General features: G+C 68.5%; 20 protein-coding genes. 14 read left to right on the top strand and 6 right to left on the bottom strand.

Annotated elements, in window-relative coordinates; genetic code table 11:
- Positions 1 to 128 precede the first annotated feature (128 nt).
- The 3 genes from WDM91_14675 to WDM91_14665 all read right to left on the bottom strand — a co-directional run bounded on the left by WDM91_14675 (position 129) and on the right by WDM91_14665 (position 4,332).
- The gene (locus WDM91_14675; protein MEI9995838.1) at positions 129 to 1,733 is read right to left on the bottom strand and encodes a cisplatin damage response ATP-dependent DNA ligase; all 1,605 of its coding nucleotides are present in this window, start codon (positions 1,731 to 1,733) and stop codon (positions 129 to 131) included.
- Positions 1,733 to 2,746 (bottom strand): ligase-associated DNA damage response exonuclease, encoded by a 1,014-nt coding sequence (locus WDM91_14670; protein MEI9995837.1) that lies wholly within the window; start codon positions 2,744 to 2,746, stop codon positions 1,733 to 1,735. Before WDM91_14670 ends, WDM91_14675 begins: the two co-directional genes overlap by 1 nt.
- A 116-nt stretch (positions 2,747 to 2,862) precedes the next feature.
- Positions 2,863 to 4,332 (bottom strand): mannitol dehydrogenase family protein, encoded by a 1,470-nt coding sequence (locus tag WDM91_14665; GenBank protein ID MEI9995836.1) that lies wholly within the window; start codon positions 4,330 to 4,332, stop codon positions 2,863 to 2,865.
- Between the two features lie 86 nt (positions 4,333 to 4,418).
- On the opposite strand from WDM91_14665, the gene WDM91_14660 reads away from it, so the two are divergent.
- Positions 4,419 to 5,504: a LacI family DNA-binding transcriptional regulator gene (locus WDM91_14660; protein ID MEI9995835.1), complete on the top strand. Its 1,086-nt coding sequence runs from the start codon at positions 4,419 to 4,421 to the stop codon at positions 5,502 to 5,504.
- A 566-nt stretch (positions 5,505 to 6,070) separates the two neighbouring features.
- Here WDM91_14660 and WDM91_14655 read toward each other — a convergent pair.
- Positions 6,071 to 6,871, bottom strand: coding sequence for a dienelactone hydrolase family protein (locus WDM91_14655; GenBank protein ID MEI9995834.1), 801 nt, complete (start codon positions 6,869 to 6,871; stop codon positions 6,071 to 6,073).
- Between the two features lie 77 nt (positions 6,872 to 6,948).
- On the opposite strand from WDM91_14655, the gene WDM91_14650 reads away from it, so the two are divergent.
- From WDM91_14650 to WDM91_14615, 8 genes are all read left to right on the top strand, one after another.
- Entirely contained in the window at positions 6,949 to 7,971 is a 1,023-nt protein-coding gene (locus WDM91_14650; protein ID MEI9995833.1) for a polysaccharide deacetylase family protein, read from the top strand.
- Between the two features lie 156 nt (positions 7,972 to 8,127).
- A complete protein-coding gene (locus WDM91_14645) occupies positions 8,128 to 8,874 on the top strand; it encodes a sugar transferase (GenBank protein ID MEI9995832.1) in 747 nt (248 codons plus the stop codon).
- Entirely contained in the window at positions 8,874 to 9,695 is an 822-nt protein-coding gene (locus WDM91_14640) for a WecB/TagA/CpsF family glycosyltransferase (GenBank protein MEI9995831.1), read from the top strand. The genes WDM91_14645 and WDM91_14640 overlap by 1 nt, the downstream gene beginning before the upstream one ends.
- Before the next feature lie 76 nt (positions 9,696 to 9,771).
- Entirely contained in the window at positions 9,772 to 11,082 is a 1,311-nt protein-coding gene (locus tag WDM91_14635) for a hypothetical protein (protein MEI9995830.1), read from the top strand.
- A complete protein-coding gene (locus tag WDM91_14630; GenBank protein MEI9995829.1) occupies positions 11,075 to 11,998 on the top strand; it encodes a glycosyltransferase in 924 nt (307 codons plus the stop codon). The genes WDM91_14635 and WDM91_14630 overlap by 8 nt, the downstream gene beginning before the upstream one ends.
- A complete protein-coding gene (locus tag WDM91_14625) occupies positions 11,988 to 13,292 on the top strand; it encodes an O-antigen ligase family protein (GenBank protein MEI9995828.1) in 1,305 nt (434 codons plus the stop codon). The genes WDM91_14630 and WDM91_14625 overlap by 11 nt, the downstream gene beginning before the upstream one ends.
- Positions 13,289 to 14,212, top strand: coding sequence for a glycosyltransferase family A protein (locus tag WDM91_14620; GenBank protein ID MEI9995827.1), 924 nt, complete (start codon positions 13,289 to 13,291; stop codon positions 14,210 to 14,212). The genes WDM91_14625 and WDM91_14620 overlap by 4 nt, the downstream gene beginning before the upstream one ends.
- Positions 14,209 to 15,312, top strand: a complete 1,104-nt coding sequence (locus WDM91_14615) for an endo-1,4-beta-xylanase (GenBank protein MEI9995826.1) — start codon at positions 14,209 to 14,211, stop codon at positions 15,310 to 15,312. Before WDM91_14620 ends, WDM91_14615 begins: the two co-directional genes overlap by 4 nt.
- On the opposite strand, the gene WDM91_14610 is transcribed toward WDM91_14615, so the two are convergent.
- Positions 15,309 to 16,532, bottom strand: coding sequence for an NAD(P)-binding domain-containing protein (locus WDM91_14610; protein ID MEI9995825.1), 1,224 nt, complete (start codon positions 16,530 to 16,532; stop codon positions 15,309 to 15,311). The two genes, WDM91_14615 and WDM91_14610, sit on opposite strands and share 4 nt — an antisense overlap.
- Positions 16,533 to 16,682: 150 nt before the next feature.
- On the opposite strand from WDM91_14610, the gene WDM91_14605 reads away from it, so the two are divergent.
- The 4 genes from WDM91_14605 to WDM91_14590 all read left to right on the top strand — a co-directional run bounded on the left by WDM91_14605 (position 16,683) and on the right by WDM91_14590 (position 21,501).
- The gene (locus WDM91_14605) at positions 16,683 to 17,894 is read left to right on the top strand and encodes an ATP-grasp domain-containing protein (GenBank protein ID MEI9995824.1); all 1,212 of its coding nucleotides are present in this window, start codon (positions 16,683 to 16,685) and stop codon (positions 17,892 to 17,894) included.
- A 52-nt stretch (positions 17,895 to 17,946) separates the two neighbouring features.
- Positions 17,947 to 20,100, top strand: coding sequence for an exopolysaccharide transport family protein (locus tag WDM91_14600; protein MEI9995823.1), 2,154 nt, complete (start codon positions 17,947 to 17,949; stop codon positions 20,098 to 20,100).
- 127 nt (positions 20,101 to 20,227) lie between these two features.
- Positions 20,228 to 20,833 (top strand): invasion associated locus B family protein, encoded by a 606-nt coding sequence (locus WDM91_14595; protein ID MEI9995822.1) that lies wholly within the window; start codon positions 20,228 to 20,230, stop codon positions 20,831 to 20,833.
- The gene (locus WDM91_14590; GenBank protein ID MEI9995821.1) at positions 20,830 to 21,501 is read left to right on the top strand and encodes an invasion associated locus B family protein; all 672 of its coding nucleotides are present in this window, start codon (positions 20,830 to 20,832) and stop codon (positions 21,499 to 21,501) included. The genes WDM91_14595 and WDM91_14590 overlap by 4 nt, the downstream gene beginning before the upstream one ends.
- Positions 21,502 to 21,564: 63 nt before the next feature.
- Here WDM91_14590 and WDM91_14585 read toward each other — a convergent pair whose 3' ends face one another.
- Complete coding sequence (locus tag WDM91_14585) at positions 21,565 to 22,131, bottom strand: DedA family protein (GenBank protein MEI9995820.1); 567 nt, start codon at positions 22,129 to 22,131, stop codon at positions 21,565 to 21,567.
- A 188-nt stretch (positions 22,132 to 22,319) separates the two neighbouring features.
- On the opposite strand from WDM91_14585, the gene WDM91_14580 reads away from it, so the two are divergent.
- The gene (locus WDM91_14580) at positions 22,320 to 23,810 is read left to right on the top strand and encodes an efflux RND transporter periplasmic adaptor subunit (GenBank protein ID MEI9995819.1); all 1,491 of its coding nucleotides are present in this window, start codon (positions 22,320 to 22,322) and stop codon (positions 23,808 to 23,810) included.
- Positions 23,811 to 23,812: the final 2 nt, after the last annotated feature.

Raw genomic sequence — 23,812 nt, 5'->3', positions numbered from 1 at the left:
CTTCGCGGTGGAGGAGCTCATCTGAGCACGCTTGGCCATCATGATCCTCCCCCGCGTTCACGGGGGAGGGGGACCGCCGAAGGCGGTGGAGGGGGCAGCCACGCACACCGATCTCGGTAACGCCTTACTCACGCCAGCATCCGCTCCAGCGTAGCCAATTCATCCGCTTCGCGCGACGGCTTGTCCCAGCGGATCCGGTTGATGCGCGGGAACCGCATCGCGACGCCGCTCTTGTGCCGGGTCGAGCGCTGCAGGCCCTCGAACGCGACCTCCAGCACCAGGCCGAAATCCCTGTCCGCCCGCACGCTGCGCACCGGGCCGAAGCGCTCCACCGTGTTGTCGCGCACGAACTTGTCGATCTGCTTGAGTTCCTCGTCGGTGAAGCCGAAATAGGCCTTGCCCACCGGCGTCAGCGCCCTGGTGCCATTCGCATCCTCGCGCCACACCCCGAAGGTGTAGTCGGAATAGAAGCTCGAGCGCTTGCCGTGGCCGCGCTGGGCATACATCAGGACCGCGTCGATCAGGTGCGGATCGCGCTTCCACTTGAACCACGGCCCTTTCGGCCGTCCCGCCTCATAGAGCGAATCCCAGCGCTTGAGCATCAGCCCTTCGGCGATCCTCGGATCGCCCTCCGGCGGCTCCGCGCGCAGCCGCGCGAGATCCTGCCACGACTCGAAAGGCTGCAGCGGCGACAGGTCGATACGCGAGGATTTCAGCCGCGCGACGAATGCTTCCAGCCGCTTGCGGCGCTCCGCGAAGGACAGTGCGCGGATGTCTTCGGCGCCGTCCATCAGCAGGTCGTAGGCGCGGATGCCGGCCGGGAATTTGGCGATGGTCTTGGGATCGGGGTTCTTGCGGTTCAGCCGCTGCTGCAGGTCGCCGAAGCTGTCGACCCGGCCGTCCTGCATCACCAGAAGCTCGCCGTCGATCACGCCTTCGAAATTGAGCGCCGCCATCACATCGGGAAAGGCGTGGCCGATGTCGTCGCCGGTGCGCGAATAGAGCCGCTTCTCGCCACGCTCGGAGGCGGCCTGCACGCGGATGCCGTCCCATTTCCATTCGGCGGCGTAGTCCTTCGCATCGTATTTCGCGAAATCGGTCGCCTCGTCGATCGCCTGCGCCAGCATCACCGGGCGGAAGCGCGCCGGCGCGTCGGGCGAAGGCTTGTCGCTGCGCTTCTCCAGCCAGGCGAAGAGGTCTTCGTAGGGCGGGCGCTGGCTGTGCCAGACCTCCTCGATCTCCGCGACGTCGATCCCGCCCAGATCGGCCAGCGCCTGTTTGGCCAGCCGCGCCGAGACCCCGACCCGCAAGCCGCCGGTGAGCAGCTTGAGCAGCGCCCAGCGCCCGTCCGCGTCCAGCGCGTCGAGCCAGTCTTCGAGCAGCCGCTGCACCTCGCCCCGCGACGCGCTGCGCAGCGCGTCGACCACCTCGGGCAGTTCGGGCTCGCGGTTGGCGCCGGGCCGCGCCGGCCAGATCAGCGCCACGGTCTCGGCCAGGTCGCCGACGAAATCATAGGACAGCGCGAAGAGCGCCGGATCGACCCGCGCCTCGACCGCCTTGCGGATGAAGCCCGGCTTGGCGGCGTCGAAGCTCAAGACGCCGGTCAGCGCCGCCAGCGCCCAGCCGCGCTCGGGATCGGCGGCCTCGCGCAGATAGTCGCGCACCAGGGTCAGCTTGGTGCTGCGCGACGGCGTGAAGGCGAGGCTGTCGAGCAGGCGGGCGAAGGCGCGCATCAGGCCTCGCCCTCGTTGGAATCGTAACCCACCAGAGACAGCGCCCGCGCCCTCTGGCCGTTGAGTTCGGCCCAGCGCAGCAGCGCCTCTTCCTCGCCATGGGTGATCCACAACTCGTCCGGCTTGAGCTCGGCGGCGGTGGCGGTGAGCTCGTCCCAGTCGGCATGGTCCGACAGGATCAGCGGCAGCTCGACACCGCCCTGCCGCGCCCGCGCGCGCACCCGCATCCAGCCCGAGGCGAAGCAGACGACGGGATCGGGGAAGCGCCGCGACCAGCGGTCCTGCGTCGCGCTCGGCGGCGCGATCACGATGGCGCCCGCGAAATCCTGCTTCTTGCCCGTGGTCGCCGGCGCCAGCGTCCCCAGTTCGATGCCGAAGCTTTCATACAGCGCGTTCAGCTTCTCCAGCGCGCCATGCACATAGATCGTCTTGTCGTAGCCCGCCTCGCGCAGCAGGCAGATCACCCGCTGCGCCTTGCCCAGCGCATAGGCGCCGACCAGGTGCGCGCGCTCGGGGAATTGCGCGACCGACTTCAGGAGCTTGGCGATCTCGTCGGTGTCCGGCGGATGGCGGAACACCGGCAGGCCGAACGTCGCCTCGGTGATGAACACGTCGCAGGGCACCGGCTCGAACGGCGCGCAGGTCGGATCGCGGCGGCGCTTGAAATCGCCGCTCACCACCATGGTCAGGCCCTTGCCCCGCACCACCGCCTGGGCCGAACCCAGGACGTGCCCGGCGGGCGCCAGGCTGATACTTATGCCGTTGATCTCGATCCGCTCGCCATAGGCGAGGCTTTGCGTCGCCGCCGCGAAATCCTCGCCATAGCGTGCTTCCATGATCGCCAGCGTCTCGCGCGTCGCGAGCACCTTGCCGTGCCCGGCGCGGGCGTGGTCGCCATGGCCATGGGTGATGAGGGCGCGGTCGACGGGGCGCACCGGATCGATATGGAAGTCGCCCGCCTTGCAGTAGAGCCCGGCGGGGCTGGGGCACAGAAGGTCTTCGTATTTGGGCATTGCGGGAGTGTAACGCGGGGAGGGGGAAGGGTATCCAGCCCATCCGTCAGGCGCACCCCAATCCTCCCCCTTTCAGGGCGAGGCCTTGATGCATCGCACCGATTTCATCGCGAGCGTCACCATCCATCGCCCGGCAGCGCGCCGGCATCGCCTATCGCCTCATAGGCCTGCGCCACCGCGAGACTGAACCTCGCCGCATGCGCCAGCGCACGCGGGAAAACGCCGTCCAGGCCCAGGAACAGCATCGTGTCGTTCGCCGCTTCGCCGGTCGTCGCCGCGCCAAGCTCCAGCAACCGGCCGCGCAGCGGATCGATCAGCTCGCCGCCATCGCGCGCCCGCGCCCGCACGAAGCGCATCCAGGCGGCGATGGGCACCGCGAGCCGGTCCAGCGGCCGTCCCGCCTCCAGCGCCGCTTCGATGGGCCCAAACAGCCGGTAAGGCAGCTTGAGCGAGCCGTCCCAGGCGATCTGGCTGAGCTGATGCGTGATGGCGGGATTGGCGATGCGCTCCAGCACCGTGTCGATATAGGCGGGCAGGTCGAGGCCGGGCGGTGGCGTCAGCGACGGCGCGATGTCCTCGCCGACCAGCGCCCGCGCGAACCGCGCCAGCATCGCATCGGCCATCGCATCGCGCGTGGTCTTGCGGCCGCGCAAAAGGCCCAGATAGGCGAGGGTCGAATGCGCCCCGTTGAGGATGCGCAGCTTGGCCTGCTCGTAGCCGGCGACGTCGCGCGTGACGGTCACGCCCGCGGCGGCCCAGTCCGGTCCCGGCATGCCGGGGCTGTCTTCCATCACCCATTGCACATAGGGCTCGCGCTGGACGGGGATCTGGTCGAGCACGCCCAGCCGGGCGGCGACGCGCGCCTTGAGCGCCTCGTCGCCCGCCGGCGTGATGCTGTCGACCATGGTCGAGGGGACATGCGCCTCGCCCTCGATCCAGCGCGCCAGATCGGGATCGCGCGCCTGGGCGAACTGCACCACGGCACGTTTCAGGCGCGCGCCATTGTCGGCGACATTGTCGCAGCTGATCATCGCATAGGGCGGCAGGCCGGCGCGGCGCCGTTGTGCCAGGCCTTCCACCAGCCAGCCGATCAGGCTCATGGGCGCCTGCGGCGCGGCAAGGTCATGGGCGATCTCCGCGCGGCCGGTGTCGAGGTCGCCGCTGCGGGTGAGGCAATAGCCGTTCTCGGTCACCGTCATCGTCACGGCCTGCACCGTTTCGGCGCGCAGCCGCGCAAGCACGTCTTCGGCTTGGCTGCGGGCGGCGAAGGCTTCGCGGATCGACCCGACCACGCGGTAGGCCGGCGCGCTGCGCATCTCGGCGATGGTGAAGAGGCCGTCTTGCGCCGTCAGTGCGTCGGTGATGCTGGTGCCACGCAAGGCGACGTCGCAGATGCCCCAGCGCGGATCGGCCTTGAGCAGCCGGTCGACATGGAAGGCCTGGTGGGCGCGATGGAAGGCGCCGGGACCGAAATGCACGATGCCGGTCCGCAGGGTGGCGCGATCGTAGTCCGGCCGCGCGACGCCCGCCGCGATCCGGCCCAGCGTTGCGTTCGAAAGACGGGAAGGAGGGGAAGCCGTGGTCACGCCAACACGATGCCTTTCGCGGAAGAGGCTGGCAAGGTAACCGGTATCATCATAGGATAACGGCCTTTCTCTTTCTCGGTGATTTGGTGACATCGCGAAAACGCGCCGGCCATCCCGTCGCCGCCGTCTCGGCGCCGCCGGAGGCCGGCCGGGCCAGGCGCCCGACGATCAACGACATCGCGCGTCTGGCGAACGTCTCCAAGAAGACCGTGTCGCGGGTGATCAACGAATCGCCCTTCGTGCGCGGGGAGACGCGCGAGAAGATCAGCGCCATCATCGCCGAGCTCGGCTTCGTGCCCGATCCCCAGGCCCGCGGCCTCGCCTTCCGCCGCTCCTTCCTGATCGGGATGATCTACGACAGCCCGACGCCGCAATATATCGTGAGCATGCAGCAGGGCATCCTCGATGCGATGAAGGGCACGAGCTTCGAGCTCGTGATCCGTCCCTGCAGCCGCCAGGATCCCGGTTTCCTCTCCGACATGCGCGCCTTCATCGAGCGGCACAAGCTGTTCGGCGTCGTCCTTCCGCCCCCGGTGTCCGAAGACGAGCGGCTGATCGCGATCCTCGACGAGACCGAATGCCCCTATGTCCGCATCGCCTCGATCGCGCTGGACATGCCCGACAGCATGGTGGTGACGCACGACCATATCGGCGGGCTCGAGGCGGCGCGCCATCTCGTGAAGCTCGGCCATGCGCGGATCGCGCATATCTCGGGCCCGTCCCTGTTCCGCTCGGCGCATGAGCGGCGCCGCGGCTTCGCCCAGGGACTCGGCGAAGCGGGGCTGAAGCTGTCGAAGGCGCTCGATCGCGAGGCGGCCTATTCCTTCGAGAGCGGCATCGAGAGCGCGGCCGCCCTGCTGGCGCTCGAGCCGCGGCCGACCGCGATCTTCTGTGGCAATGACGAGATGGCGGCCGGCGTCTACAAGGCGGCGCGCGATGCGGGGCTCGTCATCCCGCGCGACCTCTCGGTGGTCGGTTATGACGACAGCGCACTGGCCTCGCGGCTCTATCCCTTGCTGACCACGGTGCGGCTGCCGATCCGCGACATGGGGCGGATGGCGGCGGCCAAGCTGATCGCCACGACGCGCGAGCGGCGCACCAACACCGGCGACAAGACCGAAATCGTACCCACCCTTGTCGTGCGCGAATCCACGGCCGCGCCGCCGAAATAATCCCGGCCCACGCCCACCGTCATTGCCCGCGGATGCGGCGGACAACCGGCGCCCATTGTCATGATTCGAAAATCTCGCGCGGGATAACGCGGAACAAGATCGCCTCTCGTCCTTGATTTGTCTGCATTCGAACAAATCTTGTCCCCCCTTTCCGGACCGGCCCCATACTCCGCGCGTCGGAAACGCTTGAGGATGGTATGATCTAACCGCGTGCAGCATGAGCCCATACAGGTCGGGGCGCGCGCTCGTGCTCGCCCGCGCGAACAACGCCTCGCGGATGCCGCTTCCAACAAGAAGGCCCGGCAGCGCGAGTGCGGGACGGCACAGGACTGTGGGGAGACGCGATCAGTGCCTGTCGGTGCGCCGGATGCGGCCCGCCGCTGGCCGGCGGCGCGCGCCAGGGACGGAAACGCGCAGGCGATTCCGTCCTTTATTTCTTTACGAGACTGTCATCCCGGACGGACGCGCAGCGTCCGATCCGGGACCCATCGCGCAAATATCTCGATGGGTCTCGGATCGGCGCGATGCTGGCGCATCGCTTGGCCGGGATGACAGGCAAGGACACCCTATGCCCCCGTCCGCGCCTTGAAGAAGGCGATCACGCGCCGCTCGGTCTGCTTGCTGGGCCCGTCGGGGAGAAGCTCGTTGAGATGGATCGTCAGCACCGAATGCGGCGCCATGCCGGTCTCCTTCGCGGCGTGCTCGTCCGCAAGCTCGACGATCTCCATCTTGTCGCCGAAGGTCTTCTTGAGGGTCGCGAAGCGCGCATCGGGCACCAGCCGGTCGGAGGGAAAGCGCAGGGCCATCGCCGAGAGGTCCTCCTTGTCGAAGCGGTCCTTCACGCAGGAGATTTCCGCCGGCGACAAGCCGATGCCGGCGCGGCGTTCGGCGCCGAGGGCGAAGGGCAGGGAAGGCTGCGACAGGACCGGCGCGACGACCGCGGGCTCGGTCATCATCGCGAGCGCGAAATTGCCGGTGAAGCACATGCCGACCGCGCCGACGCCGCGGCCGCCGCATTCGCCATGCGCCTTCCGCGCCAGCGCCCGCAGCCAGTCGACGATCGGGCTCGAGCGGTCGGACGACCAGACGTCGAACTCGCGGCGGATGCAGACCGCCTTGAAGATCTCGCGCATCGCATAGCCGGGCGTGGCGACCTTGCCCGGCGTGCCGAACAGGCTGGGGAGGAACACCGTCATCCCGGCCTCCACCACATGATCGGCGAAGCGCACCACCAGGGGATGCAGGCCGGGCATTTCGTGGATCACGATCACGGCCGGGCCCGTCCCGCGGCGGTACACCGGCCGGGTCCAGCGCCCGTCGCTGAAATCGAACTGCGTATAGTCCTTCAGAACATCCGCTTCGGCCATGACCGTCCCCCCAAGGTTCCCTCCGAACCTAGCAACGGGTTAATCGCGGCGTAAGGCTTGCAGGCCATCCTTCCGTCATGAGCCGCCTGGGACAGATCGCGCGTGGGCTCGGCCGCTTCATACCGGCCGAAGCGGCGCGGCCGTTCGGCCGCCCGGCGGCGGTGCTGTTCCACGGCGTTGCGCCGGCGACGCGCGATCCGAAGCTGCAGACCAACCATCACGAGACGGCCGATTTCGTCGCGATCGCGCGCAGTTTGAAGGCGAATTTCGACGTGCTGCCGCTGGCCGCGCTCGACGACGTGCTGAAGGCGCCGACGCGGCATCCGCGCGCGCTGTTCCTCATGTCGGACGACGGCTACGCCAATACGCTGAGCGTCGCGGCGGACATCCTGGAAGAGCTTGCGCTGCCCTGGACCTTGTTCGTCAGCACCCACCACATCGATACCGGGGCGCGCAACCCGATCTTCCTGGCGCAGCTGTTCGTCCGGCGGGCGCCGGCCGGCCGTTACGCCATCCCGCATCTGCCGCAGCCGCTGGTCCTCGGCACGGCGCGCGATGCGCAGGCGGAGCAGATCGTCTGGCAGCTCCGGGCGCTCGACATGGTGAGCGCGCAGCAGGCGGTCGACGCGATGATGGCGCAGTTCGATCCCGTCCGGTTGGCGGACCTGCTTGCGACCTTCGACTCGGAGCGCTTCCTCGATTGGGACGGGGTGCGCGCGCTGGCGCGCCGCGGCGTGACCATCGGGGCGCATGCCCATCGGCATTGGCCGATGAACGCCTATCAGGCCCCGGCGATGCTGCGCGAGCAGGCCGTGCTCGCCAAAGGCCGGGTCGAGGCGATGGTCGGGCCTTGCCGATATTTCGCCTATCCCTTTGGGAACACGGGCGATGTCTGCCGGGAGGCGTGGCAGGCGGTGCGCGACGCGGGCTACGATTACGGCTTCACGACACTGTCGGGCACGCTCGATGCGGCGGCCAATCCGTTCCTCCTGCCGCGCTACGGCCTGGCGCCCCGGGCCTCGCATCTGCCGACCCTGATCTCGCTGCTGCGCGCCGGCAATCCGCGCCTGGCGCGCTGGCAGCGCTCATTGGCGGGGTAGGAGTCTCGCGGCGGGACTCGTTCCCGGCGGCCGTCTTCCTTTACGCGCGTTAAGCCTGCAACGGCACGCTTCCGTGCCAAAGCGGCACGGAAGCGTGCCCGGGGGCGCTGGCCCGCCCGATGCAATCCATCTCTCGCAACACAGCGAGAGACGGCCGTGAGCCTGCAGAAGCAATTCGCCCAAGACGTGACCGCCGCGCGCCCCGGTGCGGATGTGCTGTGGGTCGCTTCCAACGACATCGCCAAGGCCTTCCAGCTTTCGCCCGAGAATCTGTGGCGCGCCCCCGCCAATCTCGACAGCCGGCCCGCCCGGCTGCAGCCCATCCTCAAGCGCCTCCTCGACCTGGCGATCGCGCTGCCGGCGCTGGTGATCTTGTCGCCGCTGCTGGCGCTGCTGGCGCTGATCGTCCGCCTCGACGCCGGCGGCCCGGTCTTCTTCCGCCAGACGCGCCTCGGCCAGGGCGGAAGGCCCTTCGACATCTTCAAGTTCCGCACGATGACCGTGATGGAGAACGGCGATACCGTCATCCAGGCGACGCAAGACGACTGCCGCGTGACGCGCTCGGGCAAATGGCTGCGCGCGACCAGCCTCGACGAACTGCCGCAGCTGCTCAACGTCATCGCGGGCGACATGTCGCTGGTCGGGCCGCGGCCGCATGCCCGCGCCCATGACCGGCACTATGCCGGCCTGATCGCGAACTACACGCTGCGCCAGACGGTGAAGCCGGGCGTCACGGGCTGGGCCCAGGTGAACGGCCATCGCGGCGAGACCCCGACGGTCGGGACGATGCGCGCCCGGGTCGATTTCGACATCTGGTACGCCAAGAACGCCGGTCTCGGCCTGGATCTGCTGATCCTCGCCCGCACCCCGTTCGAAGTGCTGCGCGCCCGGAACGCCCATTGATGAACGCCGCGCTTCAAACCCGTCCGCAGCCCGAACGCCGCGCCTTCCCGCGCCCGGCCAACGACCAGTATGCCGAGGTGGTGGTCGGCGGCCTCAAGACCGCCTGCGTCAGCCGCGAGCAGATGACCCAGATCATGGTCGAGGATTGCTTCGTGGCGCGCCGCCGCGAGCAGGCGCCGAAGCTGGTCTTCGCCTCCAACGGGCACGCCATCGCGATGGCGGCGACCGATCCGAGCTTCCGCGCGCTGTTCGCGCAGGCCGACATGATCCATGCCGACGGCCAGCCGGTGGTGTGGGGCGCGAAACTCGCCGGCACGCCGATCCCAGAGCGCAGCGCGACGACCGATTACATCCACGATGCGGCGAAGGCCGCGGCGGCCTTCGGGCTGCGCGTGTTCCTGCTCGGGGCGACGGAAGCGGCCAACGCGGCCTGCGCCGACATCCTGCGCTTCACCTATCCGGGCCTGCAGATCGTCGGACGGCGCAACGGCTACTTCAAGCGCGGCGAGGACGCGGCGATCTGCGCGGCGATCAATGCTTCGGGCGCCGACATCGTCTTCGTGGGCCTCGGCGTGCCGCTGGAATACGAATTCTGCGTCCGCAACAAGCATCGCCTGAAGGCTGGCTGGATCGTGACCTGCGGCGGCTGCTTCAATTTCGTCACCGGCGATTACAGGCGGGCGCCGCGCTGGATGCAGGACTGGGCGCTGGAATGGCTGTACCGCCTGGCGCGCGAGCCGAAGCGGCTGTTCTGGCGCTATGCGGTGACCAATCCGCTGGCGGCGTTCCTGATCCTGACACGGTCGCACCCGGCCGTTTAGACCCTGTGGAACAAGGATTTTCCACCGTCCGATTGGCATCGGGCTTGCAACCTCGTCTCCCAACAGGAGACAGCCCTTGCAAACCGCGACACTCGCAAATCCCGCCGCCGGCCTCGAGCGCGTTGCGGCCGTTCCTTCGCCGTTCGTGAAGCCCCTCGCGATCGCGCGCCGCTACGCCCTGTCCGTCGCGGGCCCGCTCGCCATGTCCGGGGCGCATTTCGCGGCCGCCGTGCTCGTGCTCCACACCCTCTCGCCGATCCATTTCGGCTTCTTCTCCTTCGTGATGACGATCGTGCCGTTCTGCATCAGCGCGGCCGCCGCGCTGATCGGCGCGCCGACCACCATCGGCATCCGCAAGCGCGGCGCGGTCGATGCGGCGGAACTGGCGACCTTCCAGAAGGCGAATCTGCTGCTTGCGCTCTTCGCTTTCGCGGTCGTGACGGTGTCGCTGGCGGCAAGCGGCTTGGGCTTCGAAACCGCGGCGATCTTCGGTCTCTACGGCGCGACGATGAGCCTGCGCTGGCTGGGCCGGGTCTACGCTTACGCCACGGATGCGCCGGGCCGCGCCGCGGGTTCGGACGTCGTCTACGGCGTCTTGCTGGTCCTGGGTCTCGGCATCCTCTATCTCGCCGACCGCATGACGATGACCTATGCCGCGGTCGTGCTGTTCGGCGCTGCCGCGGCGAGCCTCCTGATGTTCGACAGGTCCTATCTCGTGAAGCAGCTCGCGCCGTCTGCCGCCGGCCGCCTTGCCGACTATGCGCCGGTGTGGCGCGATCTCACCCGCTGGTCGCTGCTCGGCGTCGCGGCGACGGAACTCACGATCAATGCGCATGCCTATTTCGTGACCTTCTTCTCCGGCCCGGGCGCCTTCGCGCTGCTGGCGCTGGGCAGCCTGCTGATGCGGCCGGTGGCGGTGGTTCTCTCCGCGTTGCCCGACATGGAGCGGCCGGTGATGGCCAAGGCCATCGGCGCCGGCGACGTCGCCCGGGCTTTCCAAGCCGTTAAGGAATTTCGAACCGCCGCGGCCGCAGTGTTGGCCGGCACCATCCTTCTCGCGGCGGCCCTCTTGCTCTGGTTCCCCTCCATCGTCCTCAAGCAGGGTTATGACGCCGGTTCGGCGTGGACGATCCTCGCGATCTGGGTGGCGATCATGGCGATCCGCGCCCTGCGCACGCCGGACGCGGTGTTCCTCCAGGCGGCGGGCGAATTCCAGACGCTCGCCGCCATCGGCATGAAGGCGTCGGTCGTCTCGCTCGCCGCGACGCTCGCCCTGCTGCTGGCGTTCGGTCCGATCGCCTCGCTGCTCGGCATCGTCGCCGGCGATCTGGCGATGACCGCGGCGATCCTCAAGCGCCGCCGCGGCTGGCAGACCGCCCATGCCTGAGGTGACGGTCGCCATCCCGAGCTTCCGCCGCCCGCGCGGGCTCGCCCGCCTGCTGGCCGGACTGGCCAAGCTCGAGACGGCCGCGAAGGTCAGCATACTCGTTGCCGACAACGACGCGGAGAAGCATGAGGGCTTCGATCTGTGCGGCAAGCTGCGCGACTATCGCTGGCCGCTGCGCTGCGTGGTCGTCGAGGCGCGCGGCATCGCGCAGGCGCGCAACGCACTGGTTGCGGCGGCGCTGTCCGATCCGCGCATGGAATTCCTCGCCATGCTCGACGACGACGAGTGGCCCGAGCCGCACTGGCTGGACGCGCTGCTGGCCGCGCGGGCCAAGACCGGCGCGGATGTGCTGCAGGGCTCGATCCTGTTCGACTTCGAATCGCGTCCCGGTGTGTGGGCCGAGAGCTTCGACGGCATGGCGGATATCCGCCAGCCGAGCGGCCCGGTCGACATGCTGCAAGGCGCCGGCAATCTCCTGATGACGCGCGGCGCGCTTGAGAGCCTGGCGCAGCCCTGGTTCGATCCCGCCTTCGCGCTGACCGGCGGCGAGGATCGCGATTTCTTCACACGCCTGAAAGCCGCAGGCGCGCGCTTCGCCTGGTCGGACGAGGGGCTGGCACACACCTTCGTGCCGGCAAGCCGCACGAGCTTCAAATGGGCGCTCGGCCGCGCCTATTCCATCGGCAATTCGGACATGCGGGTGTTCCTGAAATACGGGCCGAGCCTGGCGGCGCAGGCGCGAGAAATCGCCAAGATCTTGGGCGCGCTCTTGTTGTCGCCGGTGCTGTTCGCCATCCTCGCCTTCGACGCGAATCGGCGCGCCGATGCGTTGCGCCGCCTGTTCCGCGCTGCTGGCAAGGCGGCTGCGCTGTTCGGACGGCGATACAACGAGTATTCCGTGACCCATGGCGAATGAGGGCATTGCCACCGGCGTTGCACCCTTACGGCCCGGTCTCGACACGCGCATCGGCGAGGTCGGGTTCGTTCTCGTCCTGCTGCTCATCTTCGTCGGCCTGACGCCGTTCGACGCGCGCACCAGCGCCGCGATCGCCGCGCGCGACGCCGCCACCGCTTCGGGCGATGTGCTGCGCCAGGTGGCGTTCCTCGGAACGTTCGTGCTGATCCTCTATGCCGCGCTGCGGCAGCGCGGCGTTTTGGCGATCACGGCGGTGCCGCCGCTGGTCGGATTGCTGCTGCTGTGGTGCCTCGCTTCGTCGCTGTGGACGGACGAGCCCGCGATCGTCGCGCGCCGCGCCGTGCTGGCGGCGATCTTCGTGCTGTCCATGCTGCTCTCGGTCGACACGCTGGGCGTGACGCGCTCCCTGACGATCTGGCGCAACCTCATGGCGGTGCTGATCCTGACCGACATCGCGTCGTGTCTCGTCGTTCCGGCGGCGGTGCACCAGCCGAGCGATCTCGAAGCCGGCCTTGCGGGCGCCTGGCGCGGGCTGCACAGCCATAAGAACCAGGCCGGCTCGATCGCGGCCTGCGCGACGGCGCTGTTCTTCTTCTTCGCGCTGGAGACGCGGCGGCGCAGCGACATGCTGCTCTGCGCCGCGTCGCTGTTCTTCCTGGTGATGACGCGCTCGAAATCCTCGCTCGGCCTGCTGCCCGTGGCGCTGATCGCCGGCGGGCTCTATCGCGTCGCCTGGCGCAACAAGCTCGACCGCGCGATCGCCGGCGTCGCGGCGGTGCTGCTGGCGGTCGTCGTGACCGGCGTCGTGTTCTACGAGTGGAGCTTCATCGCGCGCGTCCTGGAAGACCCGCAGCAATTCACCGGCCGCGCGGCGATCTGGTCGGCGGAGCTCGCCTATATCCACGACCATCCGCTGCTGGGCGCGGGCTTCGGGTCGTTCGGCAACACGGGGGTGCGCTCGCCGATCTACTATTATGTCGGCCCCGGCTGGGTGTCGCAGATCGGCGAGGGCCATAGCGGCTATCTGGAGATGCTCGTCACCATCGGCGGCATCGGCTTCGCGATCAGCGTCCTGGCACTGGTGGTGCAGCCCTTCGCGCAATTCTGGCGCGCCGACCGCACCGACGCGAATTTCAACGCGATGCTCTTCACGCTGTTCACCTTCGACATGCTGCACAATTTCATGGAGTCCGATTTCATCCAGGTGACGTCGGCGCAATGGGGACAGATCCTGCTCATCATCGCCCTGCTGCGCCTCTCGGCCCGCGAGATGCGCGAGCGGGTGCGGCCGTGACGCCGTTCTTCTCGGTGGTGATCCCGGTCTACAACCGGGCCGATGTGCTGGGCGCGGCGCTGGCTTCGGTGCTGGCGCAAAGCGATCCCGATTTCGAGATCCTCGTCATCGACGACGGTTCCAGGGACGATCCCGGCGCGACCGTGAGCGCGGCGCACGACGCGCGCATCCGCTATATCCGGCAGGACAATGGCGGCGGCGGCGCGGCGCGCAACACCGGCATCCGCAATGCGCGGGGCGCTTTCATCGCGTTCCTGGATTCCGACGACGTGTTCCTGCCGCATCATCTCGCGACCATGCGCAGGCTGCTCACCGGCACGGAACGGACGGCCGGCTATGCGCGGATCCTCGTCGACCGCGGCGGCGGCAAGACCATCGTCAAGCCGCCGCGCGCCCTGGCGTCCGGCGAAGACATGGCGAGCTACCTGCTTTGCGACCGCGGCTTCGTGCCGACCATCACGACGGTGGTGCCGGCGGCGCTGGCGCGCGAGACGCTCTATGACGAGAATCTGCGCGAGGCGGAAGATACCGATTTCGCGATCCGGCTGGCGCTCGGCGGCTGTCGCTTCGCGATGGCCGAGGCGCCCGGCGCGGTGTGGAAGGATCATTTCGATCCCCGGCGCCAATCGGCCGGCCGCAGCACGGAACGCCTGGCGGCCTGGCTGGAGAAGATGAAGCCGCGCATTCCGCGCAAGGCGTATCTGGGCGGGCGCGGCTGGGCGGTCGCCAAGGGCGTCGTGCCGGCGCGGCCGTTGCGAGCACTCTTTTATTATACGGCGGCCTTGCTGGCCGGCTGCTACCGGCCGCGACTCGCCGTCATCGTCTTTCTTCAGATATTCCTGCCCGACCGCGCCTATCGCGCGCTGGCCGATGGCGCGATCGGCCGGCTCGGCATCGGCAAGCCGGTCGCGGTGCCATGATCACGCGGCGCATCGCACTGGCGGGCGTCGCCGCGCTCGCGGCCGCGCCGATGGTGGCGGCGGCGCTGCGGCCCGAGATCGCGGAAGACACGGCGCCGCTGCGCGCCCTCGCGGCCACGAAGGGCCTGCTGTTCGGCGCGGCCAACAACAATTACTGGCTGCGCGACGCCGATTTCGCCGCCGCGTCGGCGCGCGATTGCGGCATCCTCGTGCCGGAATACGAGCTCAAGCGCTTTCTCACCGAACCGGTCCGCGGCGCGTATGATTTCTCGGCGTCGGACGCGCTGCTCGGCTTTGCCGAGCGTCACGCGATGCTGTTCCGCGGCCACACGCTGCTCTGGTTCGCCGCCAACCCGCCCTGGCTGGAGGATGCCGTGGCCCAGGCGAAGGACGAGACGGTCTTCACCCGCTACATCGCGGCGGCGGCTGGGCATTATCGCGGGCGGATGCATTCCTGGGACGTCGTCAACGAAGCGATCGAGCCGCAGGACGGCCGCGCCGACGGCCTGCGCGAGACGTTCTGGCTGAAACGGTTCGGACCCGCCTGCATCGACCACGCTTTCGCAACGGCCCGCGCCGCCGATCCGCAGGCGCTGCTGGTCTACAACGACTACGGCCTGGAGAGCGACACGCCCGATCACGACGCGCGGCGGCGCGCGACGCTGAAACTGCTCGAAGGCCTGGTGGCGCGCGGCACCCCGGTGGGTGCGCTCGGTCTGCAGGGCCACATCACGGCTTTCGGGCCGGCCATCAATCAGGCGAAGCTCGCGGCGTTCCTGCGCGAAGTGCAGGCGATGGGGCTGCGCATCCTGATCACCGAGCACGATGTCGACGATGGCGGCGGGCCGGTCGATTTCCCGGCGCGCGATCGCGGCGTGGCGGATGCGAGCCGGCGCCTGCTCGATGTGGCGCTCGACAATCCCGCGACCGTCGCGCTGCTGACCTGGGGGCTGTCCGACCGCTTCCTCAAGCCGGAAGGCGCGCGCGATACCTGGCTGCGCGGCACGCCGCGCAGCCTGCCCTTCGATTCCGCGATGCAGCCGACCGCGATGCATGCCGCCATCGCGCAGGCCTTGGGCGGCGCGGCCGCGCGCGGCTAGGCGGCCTTCTTCGCGACGGCGCTTATCGTGCGGCGCTTGAGATGGGCGCAGAGGCGCGGCGCGGCGAATTCGGCGCCGACCATGAAGCGCAGCAGCGGCCCGAAGCTGTTCGCCGCCGACAGGCCGAGGAAGTGAAGATCGGGCACCGAGGTCTCGAAATTGTCCGACAGGATCGGCGTGCCGTCGACCTGATCGATCGCATCGCGCAGTTCGTCGTCGAGGAAGGGCAGGCGCTTGAGGTCCGGCTTGTAGCCGGTCGCGGCGACGACGTGGTCGGTCATCACGATCTGGCTGGCGCCGCTCTCGTCGGTCAGGTCGAGCGCGACGCGGCCGTCGACCATGTCGGCGCGCACGAGATGCCGGCCGAGCAGGGTGGCGATCCGGCCGGCGATCTTCTCGCGGGTGAACCAGCCGGGCGCCGGTCCGAGATGACGGCGGGTGATCTCGAGGCGCAGCTTCTGCGGCAGGCGATGGAACAGCAGCGGCGCGTTGGTGCAGAAGAAGGAGCGCCAGCCCGGACCGATGCCGGTATCGGGCTTCTGCAGCTGGCCGAGGATGGTGGGCGGCGCGTTATCGGGCGCGACGTGGAACGCGATGCTCTTGCGCCGCGCGACGATGCGGACCTTGGCGCCGGCTTCCTGGAGCGCGATGGCGGTGTCGATGGCGGACGCGCCGGCGCCCAGGATCGTCACGTCGCGGCCGCGGAAACGCTCGGCCGTGTTGTGGTCGAAGGAATGCGAGGCATGATCGGGGCCGAGATGCCAGAGCTGCTCGGGCAGGCTCTTGTACCAAGTGATGCCGACCGCCATCACGACATGTCGCGCCTGGACGACGACGCCGGTCTCGAGAGTCAGCGAATAGCCATGTGGCGCGCGTTCGACCTTGACGACGTTGTGCGGTTCGAGCGACGGGACATAGGTCCGGGTGAACCAGTCGGCATAGGCGACGAAGTCGTCGACCTTCACCGGGATGTTCTGCGCGGAATAGGCGATGCCGTTGGCGGCGCACCAGGCTTCCAGCGTGGACGCCTTGTCGGGCGCCGAGAGGTTGGAGGCGAAGCCTTCGGACTTCAGGCACATGCCGGCCGGCATGTGGTCGCGCCAGGTGCTCATCGGCTTGCCGAAGATGCGGAAGCCGATGCCGGCGTCCCGCAGATGGGCGGCGAGGGAAAGGCCGTAGGGGCCGGCTCCGACGATGGCGACGTCGACGATGCTGTTCATGACAACCTTCCGAAACAGGGGCAATGTTCCAAAGCGGCACAAATCTCGTTTCGAGACGGACGAAATCCGCATTTCGCCGGCCCGCGGAACGGCTGTTCCAACCTTCATGCCATTCAGGATTGGTTGAGACCGGCGCATTACATTGCCGTCATGAGCCCCCGGACTCTCCTCGTCACGACCGTGCATTGGCCCTCGACCGCGAGGCTGACGGGCGCGTTCGCGGGCGTCGGCGCCCATGTCGAAGCGCTGCTCCCCGACGGTCACGTCGCGGCCCGCAGCCGCTTCCTGAGCCGGCGTCATGCCTATCGCCCGCTGTTCGCCGCGGCATCGTTGCGCCGCGCCGTCGCAAGCGCCGCGCCGGATCTCATCGTCCCCTGCGACGACCGCGCCCTGGCGCTGGTCCTGGATTATGCCGCGCGCAACCCGCGCAGGGCCGCGGTCGTCGAGCGTTCGCTGGGACGTCTTGCAAGCTATGCGACGCTGATGGCGCGGAGCGATTTCGTCGCTGCGGCACGGGCGCTGGATATCGCGGCGCCGCAGACCGTCCAGGTCGCCGGCGAAGCCGCGCTTGAACTCGCGCTGTCGCGCCTGGGCTTCCCGGCCGTGCTGAAGGTCGACGGGAGCTGGGGCGGCGACGGGGTCGTCATCGTGCGCAATCTCGAACAGGCGCGGCTGGCCTGGCGGCGCCTGGCCTTTGCGCCGTCGCGTCTTCGCAGCGTGGCGCGCGCGGTCCTGCGGCGCGATGCGCACTTCCTGCAGGCCGCGCTGCATCCCGCGCCGGTGGCGGTCAGCCTCCAGCGCTTCGTGGCGGGGACGCCGGCGACCAGCGCCTTCGCCTGCTGGAAGGGGCGCGTGCTGGCGAGCATCCATGTGGATGTGCTGGAGACGCTTCACGTCAATGGTCCGGCCACCGTCATGCGGCGCATCGATTGTCCGCGCATGGAGCAGGCGGCGATCCGGCTGGCCGAGCGATTCGGCCTGTCGGGCCTGCATGGGCTCGATTTCGTCCGCGATGCGGACGGCCAGCCGCATCTGCTGGAGATGAACCCCAGGGCGACACAGTCCTGCGCCTTTGCCTTCGGAGCCGGTCACGACCTTCCGGCGGCGCTGGCCGCCTGCGTGGCGCCGGCGCTCAAGGGGGCGAGAGCGCTCCTGACCGAAAATCCCGTTTTGGCGCTGTTTCCGCAGGAATGGCGCCGCGATCCGCAAAGTGGCTGGCTGCACACGGCCTATCCGGACGTGCCATGGGACGATCCGGACGTGCTGCGCGCGTGTCTTGAGCCCGGCCAGCCGACCCCGGACCGGCGGGACGGACCGGGCCTGCCGGAGGCATTAACCCTTCGTCAGGCGGTCGGGCAGTAAATCCTTCAGGAGAAGCAAAAGGCTCGCACGTGTTTGGCGCGGCGGGAACGGCATGTCGTCCCAGGGGATTAACCCAAGACTGGCCGAAGGCCCTGGTTCGCCAGCGCCGCCGATCACCTTTGCCGATATCCTGGCCATCCTGCGCAACCGGCTCGGCCTGATCGCGCGGGTCACCGCCGCGGTCGTCGTGCTGGCCGTCATCGTCGTCCTGCTGATGCCGACGCGCTACGCCTCGTCTGCGGTCGTGATGCTCGATCCGCGCAAGAACATGGTGGCGGACAGCTCCGCGGTGCTCACGCAATTGCCGACCGATCCGGCGTCGCTGCAGAACCAGATTCAGATCCTGCAATCGCGCGACCTCGCGGCCGAGGTCATCGCCAAGCTCAAGCTCTATGACGATCCGGAGTTCAACGGCGCGCTGCAGCCCAGCGCCACCGGCCAGCTATTGGCACAGCTCAACCCGAGAAACTGGTTCGCAGGCCCGGCCGCGCCGGCCAGCGCCGCGATCCAGCGCGATGCGATCATCGATGCCTTTCTCGGCCATCTCTATGCCGAGACGAACGGGCTATCGACCACGATCACCGTGACCTTCTCGTCGCGCGATCCGGCCAAGGCGGCGCTGATCGCCGACACCATTGCGCAGGCCTATGTCGGCGACCTGGTCGATGCGAAGCTCAATGCGTCCGACGAGACGAGCACCTGGCTGACGCAACGCATCCGAGATCTCGGCCGCCAGGTCGAGATCCAGGAAGCCGCCGCGCTGACATACCGGGCGCAGCACAATCTGGACTCGAGCACCGGCGGCACGTCGCTGATCGAGGCGCAGCTCGGCGGCATCAACGGCCAGATCGTGCAGGCCCGCGCCGACCTCTCGGCCAAGGTCGCGGTCTACAGCCAGGTGCAGACATTGCTGAAGGCCGGCAACCCCGCCGACATTTCGCAGATCATCGCGTCGCCGCTGATCATCCAGCTTCGCACCCAGCAGGCCGATCTGCTGCGCCAGCAGGCGGCACTCGCCATCCCTTATGGCCCCAAACATCCCAAGCGCATCGCGATCGAGAGCGAGCTCAAGGACCTCGACCAGAAAATCAGCGAGGAGGCGGCACGCGTCGCCAGTGGCCTCGCCAACGACGTCGCCGTGGCGCGCGCCCAGCTGAACTCGCTGCAAGGCAGCCTGAACGCGACGCAGCATCAGGCGTCCGGCCAGGACATGACCGCGGTGAAGCTGCGGGCGCTGGAAGCCGACGCGGCTTCGACCCGCAAGCTCTACGAGTCCTTCCTCGGCCGCCTGACCTCCATCCAGGACCAGGAAGGGCTGCAATATCCCGACGCGCATGTGATCAGCCGCGCCCCGGTCCCCAGCGCACCGAGTTCGCCGTCCCGGGTGCTCATCGTGCTGGCGTCGATTCCCGCGGGGCTGCTGCTGGGCTGTCTCTTCGCCTTGCTGTCGGCACGCTTTGCGCCGGCGCCGCGCCGTCTGGTGCCGCAGGTCCAGCCTATGCCGCGGCCAAGACCCGCTCCGGCGCCGCCCCAGCCGGCCTTCCGTGCCCCCGCGATCCTTGCTGAGGTGCCGGGCGCGCTGGCGGAAGGCGCTGCCGATCACATCGTCGACTGGCCGGCTTCGCCCTTTTCTCGCGCCGTGGGCGCCCTGCTGGGCCGCATCGCCCCGACACGCCCCGGCAGTGCCGGCAGGATCGTTGCCGTGACCACCTCCGAACAGGAAGGTGCCGGCCCGACCGTGGCCTTGGCGCTGGCGCGCGCGGCCGCGGCCGCCGGTATCCGTACCATCCTGGTGGACGGCCATCTGCAACATCCGGTGCTCACCGAAGCCGCGCGGGTACGGGCGGAAGGGGGAATGCTGGACGTGCTGGCCGGCGCCACCACGGTCAATCAAGCCCTGCTGCGCGATCCCAAATCCAAAGCGCTGATCCTGGCCGCGACCCGTCCGCCCCGCGATCCGGCAGCGGTGCTGGCCTCGCCCAAGACGGCCGAGCTTTTCGCCCATCTGCGGCGGATTTCCGACCTGGTCATCGTGGCGGTCCCTCCGGTCCTGGCCTCGGCCGAGGCCCCCGGTTTTGCCCGGCTCTGCGATGCGGTGGTGATGGTCGCCCGGCCGGAGGAAGCGCCGCGACCCGGCCTCGGCGCCGCCCTCGAGACCTTGGGCCGCTGGCGGGCGCCGCCCGTCGGTCTGGCCTGGGTCCGCTGACGCGGCCATTTACCTCATTCGCGGAGATGGATGCCAATTTAGGCGGTTTGCCCGAGGTTTGGCTTGCCCTCCCCCCTGCCTTCCCGTTAAGTGCGCCCCGCTTCGAAGATTTGGGGGCCAAGGCCTTATGCTTGACTGGAATAGCACATCCGCACGCGTCACCTTTGGGGTGCTGCTGGTGCTGGTCGGCCTCATCGCCGGCTGGTTCCTGCACCGAAGCCTCTTCGCGACGCCGAACATCCCGATCGCCGCGCAATACGACGATTGGCGTCTCGCCTGTCCCAAGCTGGCCGACAAGAACGACAAGGCCGCGAAGGACGCGACCTGCGATATCCAGTCGGACGTGGTCGACGACAAGAGCCATACGACGCTGGCGCAGTTCGTCCTGCTCCGCATCAAGGACGTCGACACGCTGATCGTCACCGTGCCGTACAACATCCTGCTCGAGCCCGGCATCGGGATCGCCTTCGACGGCGACAAGCCGACCGACAAGCCGCAGGTCTTCCACTTCGAATATTGCAACGGCATGGGCTGCGTCGTGCGCATCCCGACCTTCAACAAGGACCTGCTGGGCAAGATGACCACCGTCAAGGGCGGCCGCATCCTGTTCGCCGGTCTCGATGGCAAGCCGGTTTATTTCCCGTTCTCGCTCAAGGGCTTCGCGGACGCCCATCGGGTGTTCCTCAATACGGAAGCCAAGCGGCACTCCTGGTTCAAGAGGCTGTGGTCATGATTTCCCTTCGCAAGAGCCTTGTCGCCGCGTTTGCGCTGAGCCTGCTGTCCTTCGGGACGGCCTTCGCCCAGGACGCTCCGGCCGCGCCCGGCGGCGCCCCGGTCAAGCCGACCGACACCAAGCAGTTCGGCGACTGGATGGTGCGGTGCTATCCGGTCAATTCGCCGTCGCCCTGCGACATGTTCGAGCTTCTGGCCAACAAGCAGAGCGGCCAGCGCATCCTGTCGATCTCGATCGCCTATGTGCCGTCGAACGACCGGCATGTGATCCAGATCGCGGTGCCGCTGGGCGTCTCGATCCCCAAGGGCCTGTTTCTGTCGGCCGACAGCTACAGCTCGAACCAGCTCCACTATCGCCGTTGCGACCGCGGCGGCTGCTATATCGAGATGCTGATGCCGAACGAGGCGGTGTCGCAGCTCGGCAGCAGCACCGGCGGCGGCAAGATCCGCGTCTTCATCGAGGCCAAGGCCATCGACATCCCGTTCTCGCTGAACGGCTTCTCGGATGCGCATGGCACGATGGTCGACCTCGCGCGCAAGAAGACCGGCAAGGGCGGCGAAGCCGCCGCACCGGCTGCGCCGACCGACAGCGCGCCTGCGCCCACGGCGCCGGCGCCTTCGGCACCTGCGCCGACGACGCCTGACAACGACCCGTCGCGCGTGCCGTAGCCGGCAGTGTCCGACCATACGAAACGACGGGCGGGCCGGATTCCGGTCCGCCCGTTTTTCGTTTCAGCCGAACAGGGCGTGCCACAGCCTGCCGAGCGGACCCAGCGCCGCCGTGCCCAGTGCGCCGATCGCCAGCAGGGCGGCCGCCCAAGGGAAGGCCGACGTGACGTTCGCGATCTGGAACGGCCAGAAGCGCATCTGCGAGATGCCGGCCACGATCGGCACCGTGGCGCGGAACGGGCCCAGGAAGCGTCCAAGGAAGATCGCCCAGACGCCCCATTTGCGAAAGAAGGCGAGCGCCTTGTCCATCTGCTCGCGGTAGTGCGAGACCGGCCAGATCGCCAGGGCGTGCGCCTTGTAGCGGTGGCCGATCCAATAGGAGATCCAGTCGCCCAGAACGGCGCCGATCACCGCCGCCAGCCAGATCGGGACGGGATCGATCCCGGTCGCCTGGATCACGACCCCCAGGCCGATCAGGATCGTGGTGCCGGGCACCAGGAAGGAGAGACCTACGAAGGACTCGCCGAAGGAGACCGCAAAGGCGATGGCGAAGGCGGATTCGGGGTGGGCCTTGGCGAAGTTCAGCAGCCAGTCGGCCGACTCGCCGATCCAGGCGAAGAAACCATGCATGTCCAGGGAGCCCTGTCGGTGGAGGAACGCCAAACGGCAGAATTTGTTACATCTTGGATATGGTGGCTTTTAGGCGGCCTGTCCAATGTTGGCCGCGACACTTTCGACAAAATTCGGAACTATCGGTTTGTTAATTCACCTCTCGGCAGGGGCATCTGCCAAGTTTCTGCTTCACAAGCGAGATCACGATGAGCAATCCCGGCAGCCTCAAGGGGGGCTTTGACGCGGCGGCCGAGCATGCCGGTCGCGCGTGGCGCTGGAGCGCCGACCGCATTCCCGGCGGCAAGCTCGCCCTCTGGATCCTCGTCCTGCTGCTGATCGTCGGTCTGGTCGGCTGGCGCGTCTATTCGGTGGCCTCTGCGGAGCAGAAGACCGGCCGTTTCGGTGGCGCGACACAGGCGGTCGGCGTGGCGGCGGCCGCCAATGGCGACATGAACATCACCCTGAACGCGCTCGGCACCGTGACGCCGTTGGCGACCGTGACCGTCCGCCCGCAAGTCGGCGGCCAGATCGTGAAGTTCTATTTCACCGAAGGCCAGATGGTGAAGGCGGGCGACGTGCTGGCGCAGATCGATCCGCGCCCTTATCAGGCCGCGCTCGACCAAGCCAAGGGCCAGCTCGCGCGCGACGCCGCGACATTGCAGAACGCGCTGGTCGACTTGGCGCGCTACAAGTCCCTGAGCGACCAGAAGGCGATCTCGCAGCAGCAATACGCGACCCAGCTCGCGACCGTGAAGGCGGACCAGGGCGTGGTCGCGGCCGACCAGGCCAATGTCGACGCCGCCGCGATCAATCTGGGCTTTGCCCGCGTGACCTCGCCGGTGGCGGGCCGCGTCGGCCTGCGCCAGGTCGATATCGGCAACACCGTCTCCGCCGGACAGACCAACGGCATCGTGGTGGTGACCGAGGAACAGCCGATCTCCGTCCTGTTCTCCCTGCCCGAGGACAATATCGCCGACGTGATGGCGCGCATCGCGAGCGGCGCGACGCTGACCGTCTATGCCTATGATCGCGGCCAGACCCAGCTTCTTGCGACCGGCACGCTGTCGACCGTCGACAACCAGATCGACACGACGACGGGCACGGTGAAAGCACGCGCGATGTTCGACAACGCCAAGGGCGAGCTGTTCCCCAACCAGTTCGTCAATGTGCGCCTGCTGGTGAACACGCTGCACGACCAGACGCTCATCCCCGTCGCGGCGGTGCAGCGCGGCTCGGACGGCAATTACGTGTTCGTGGTGCAGCCGGACAAGACGGTGGCGCAGCGCGCCGTCACGCTCGGGCCCGGCGACGCGACGCATGTGAGCATCACCAAGGGGCTCAAGCCCGGCGACACGGTGGTGATCGACGGCGCCGACCGCTTGCGCGACGGCGCGACCGTCACGCTGCCGAACGCGACCGCGCCGGTCGCCGCACCCAGCGCGGCGGGCGGCGGCGCGGCGGCGGGCGGCGACACCGACCAGGCGGCGCGGCGCGCCAAGATGCAGGCGATGATGAAGCAGTATTGCTCCGCCGACCTCGCCAAATACTGCCCCGGCAAGACCGGCCCGGATCTCTTCATGTGCCTGCGGGAGAACCGCGACAGCTTCAGCGATCCCTGCCTGCAGGCGCTCAAGAAGATGCGCCGCGCCGGCGGCCGCGGTGGTCATCACGGCGGCGGGGGAGGCGGCGGACCGTAGGA

Source organism: Rhizomicrobium sp., assembly GCA_037200385.1.
Taxonomy (GTDB): Bacteria; Pseudomonadota; Alphaproteobacteria; order Micropepsales; family Micropepsaceae; genus Rhizomicrobium.
This window is presented reverse-complemented; position numbering and strand designations above follow the sequence as displayed.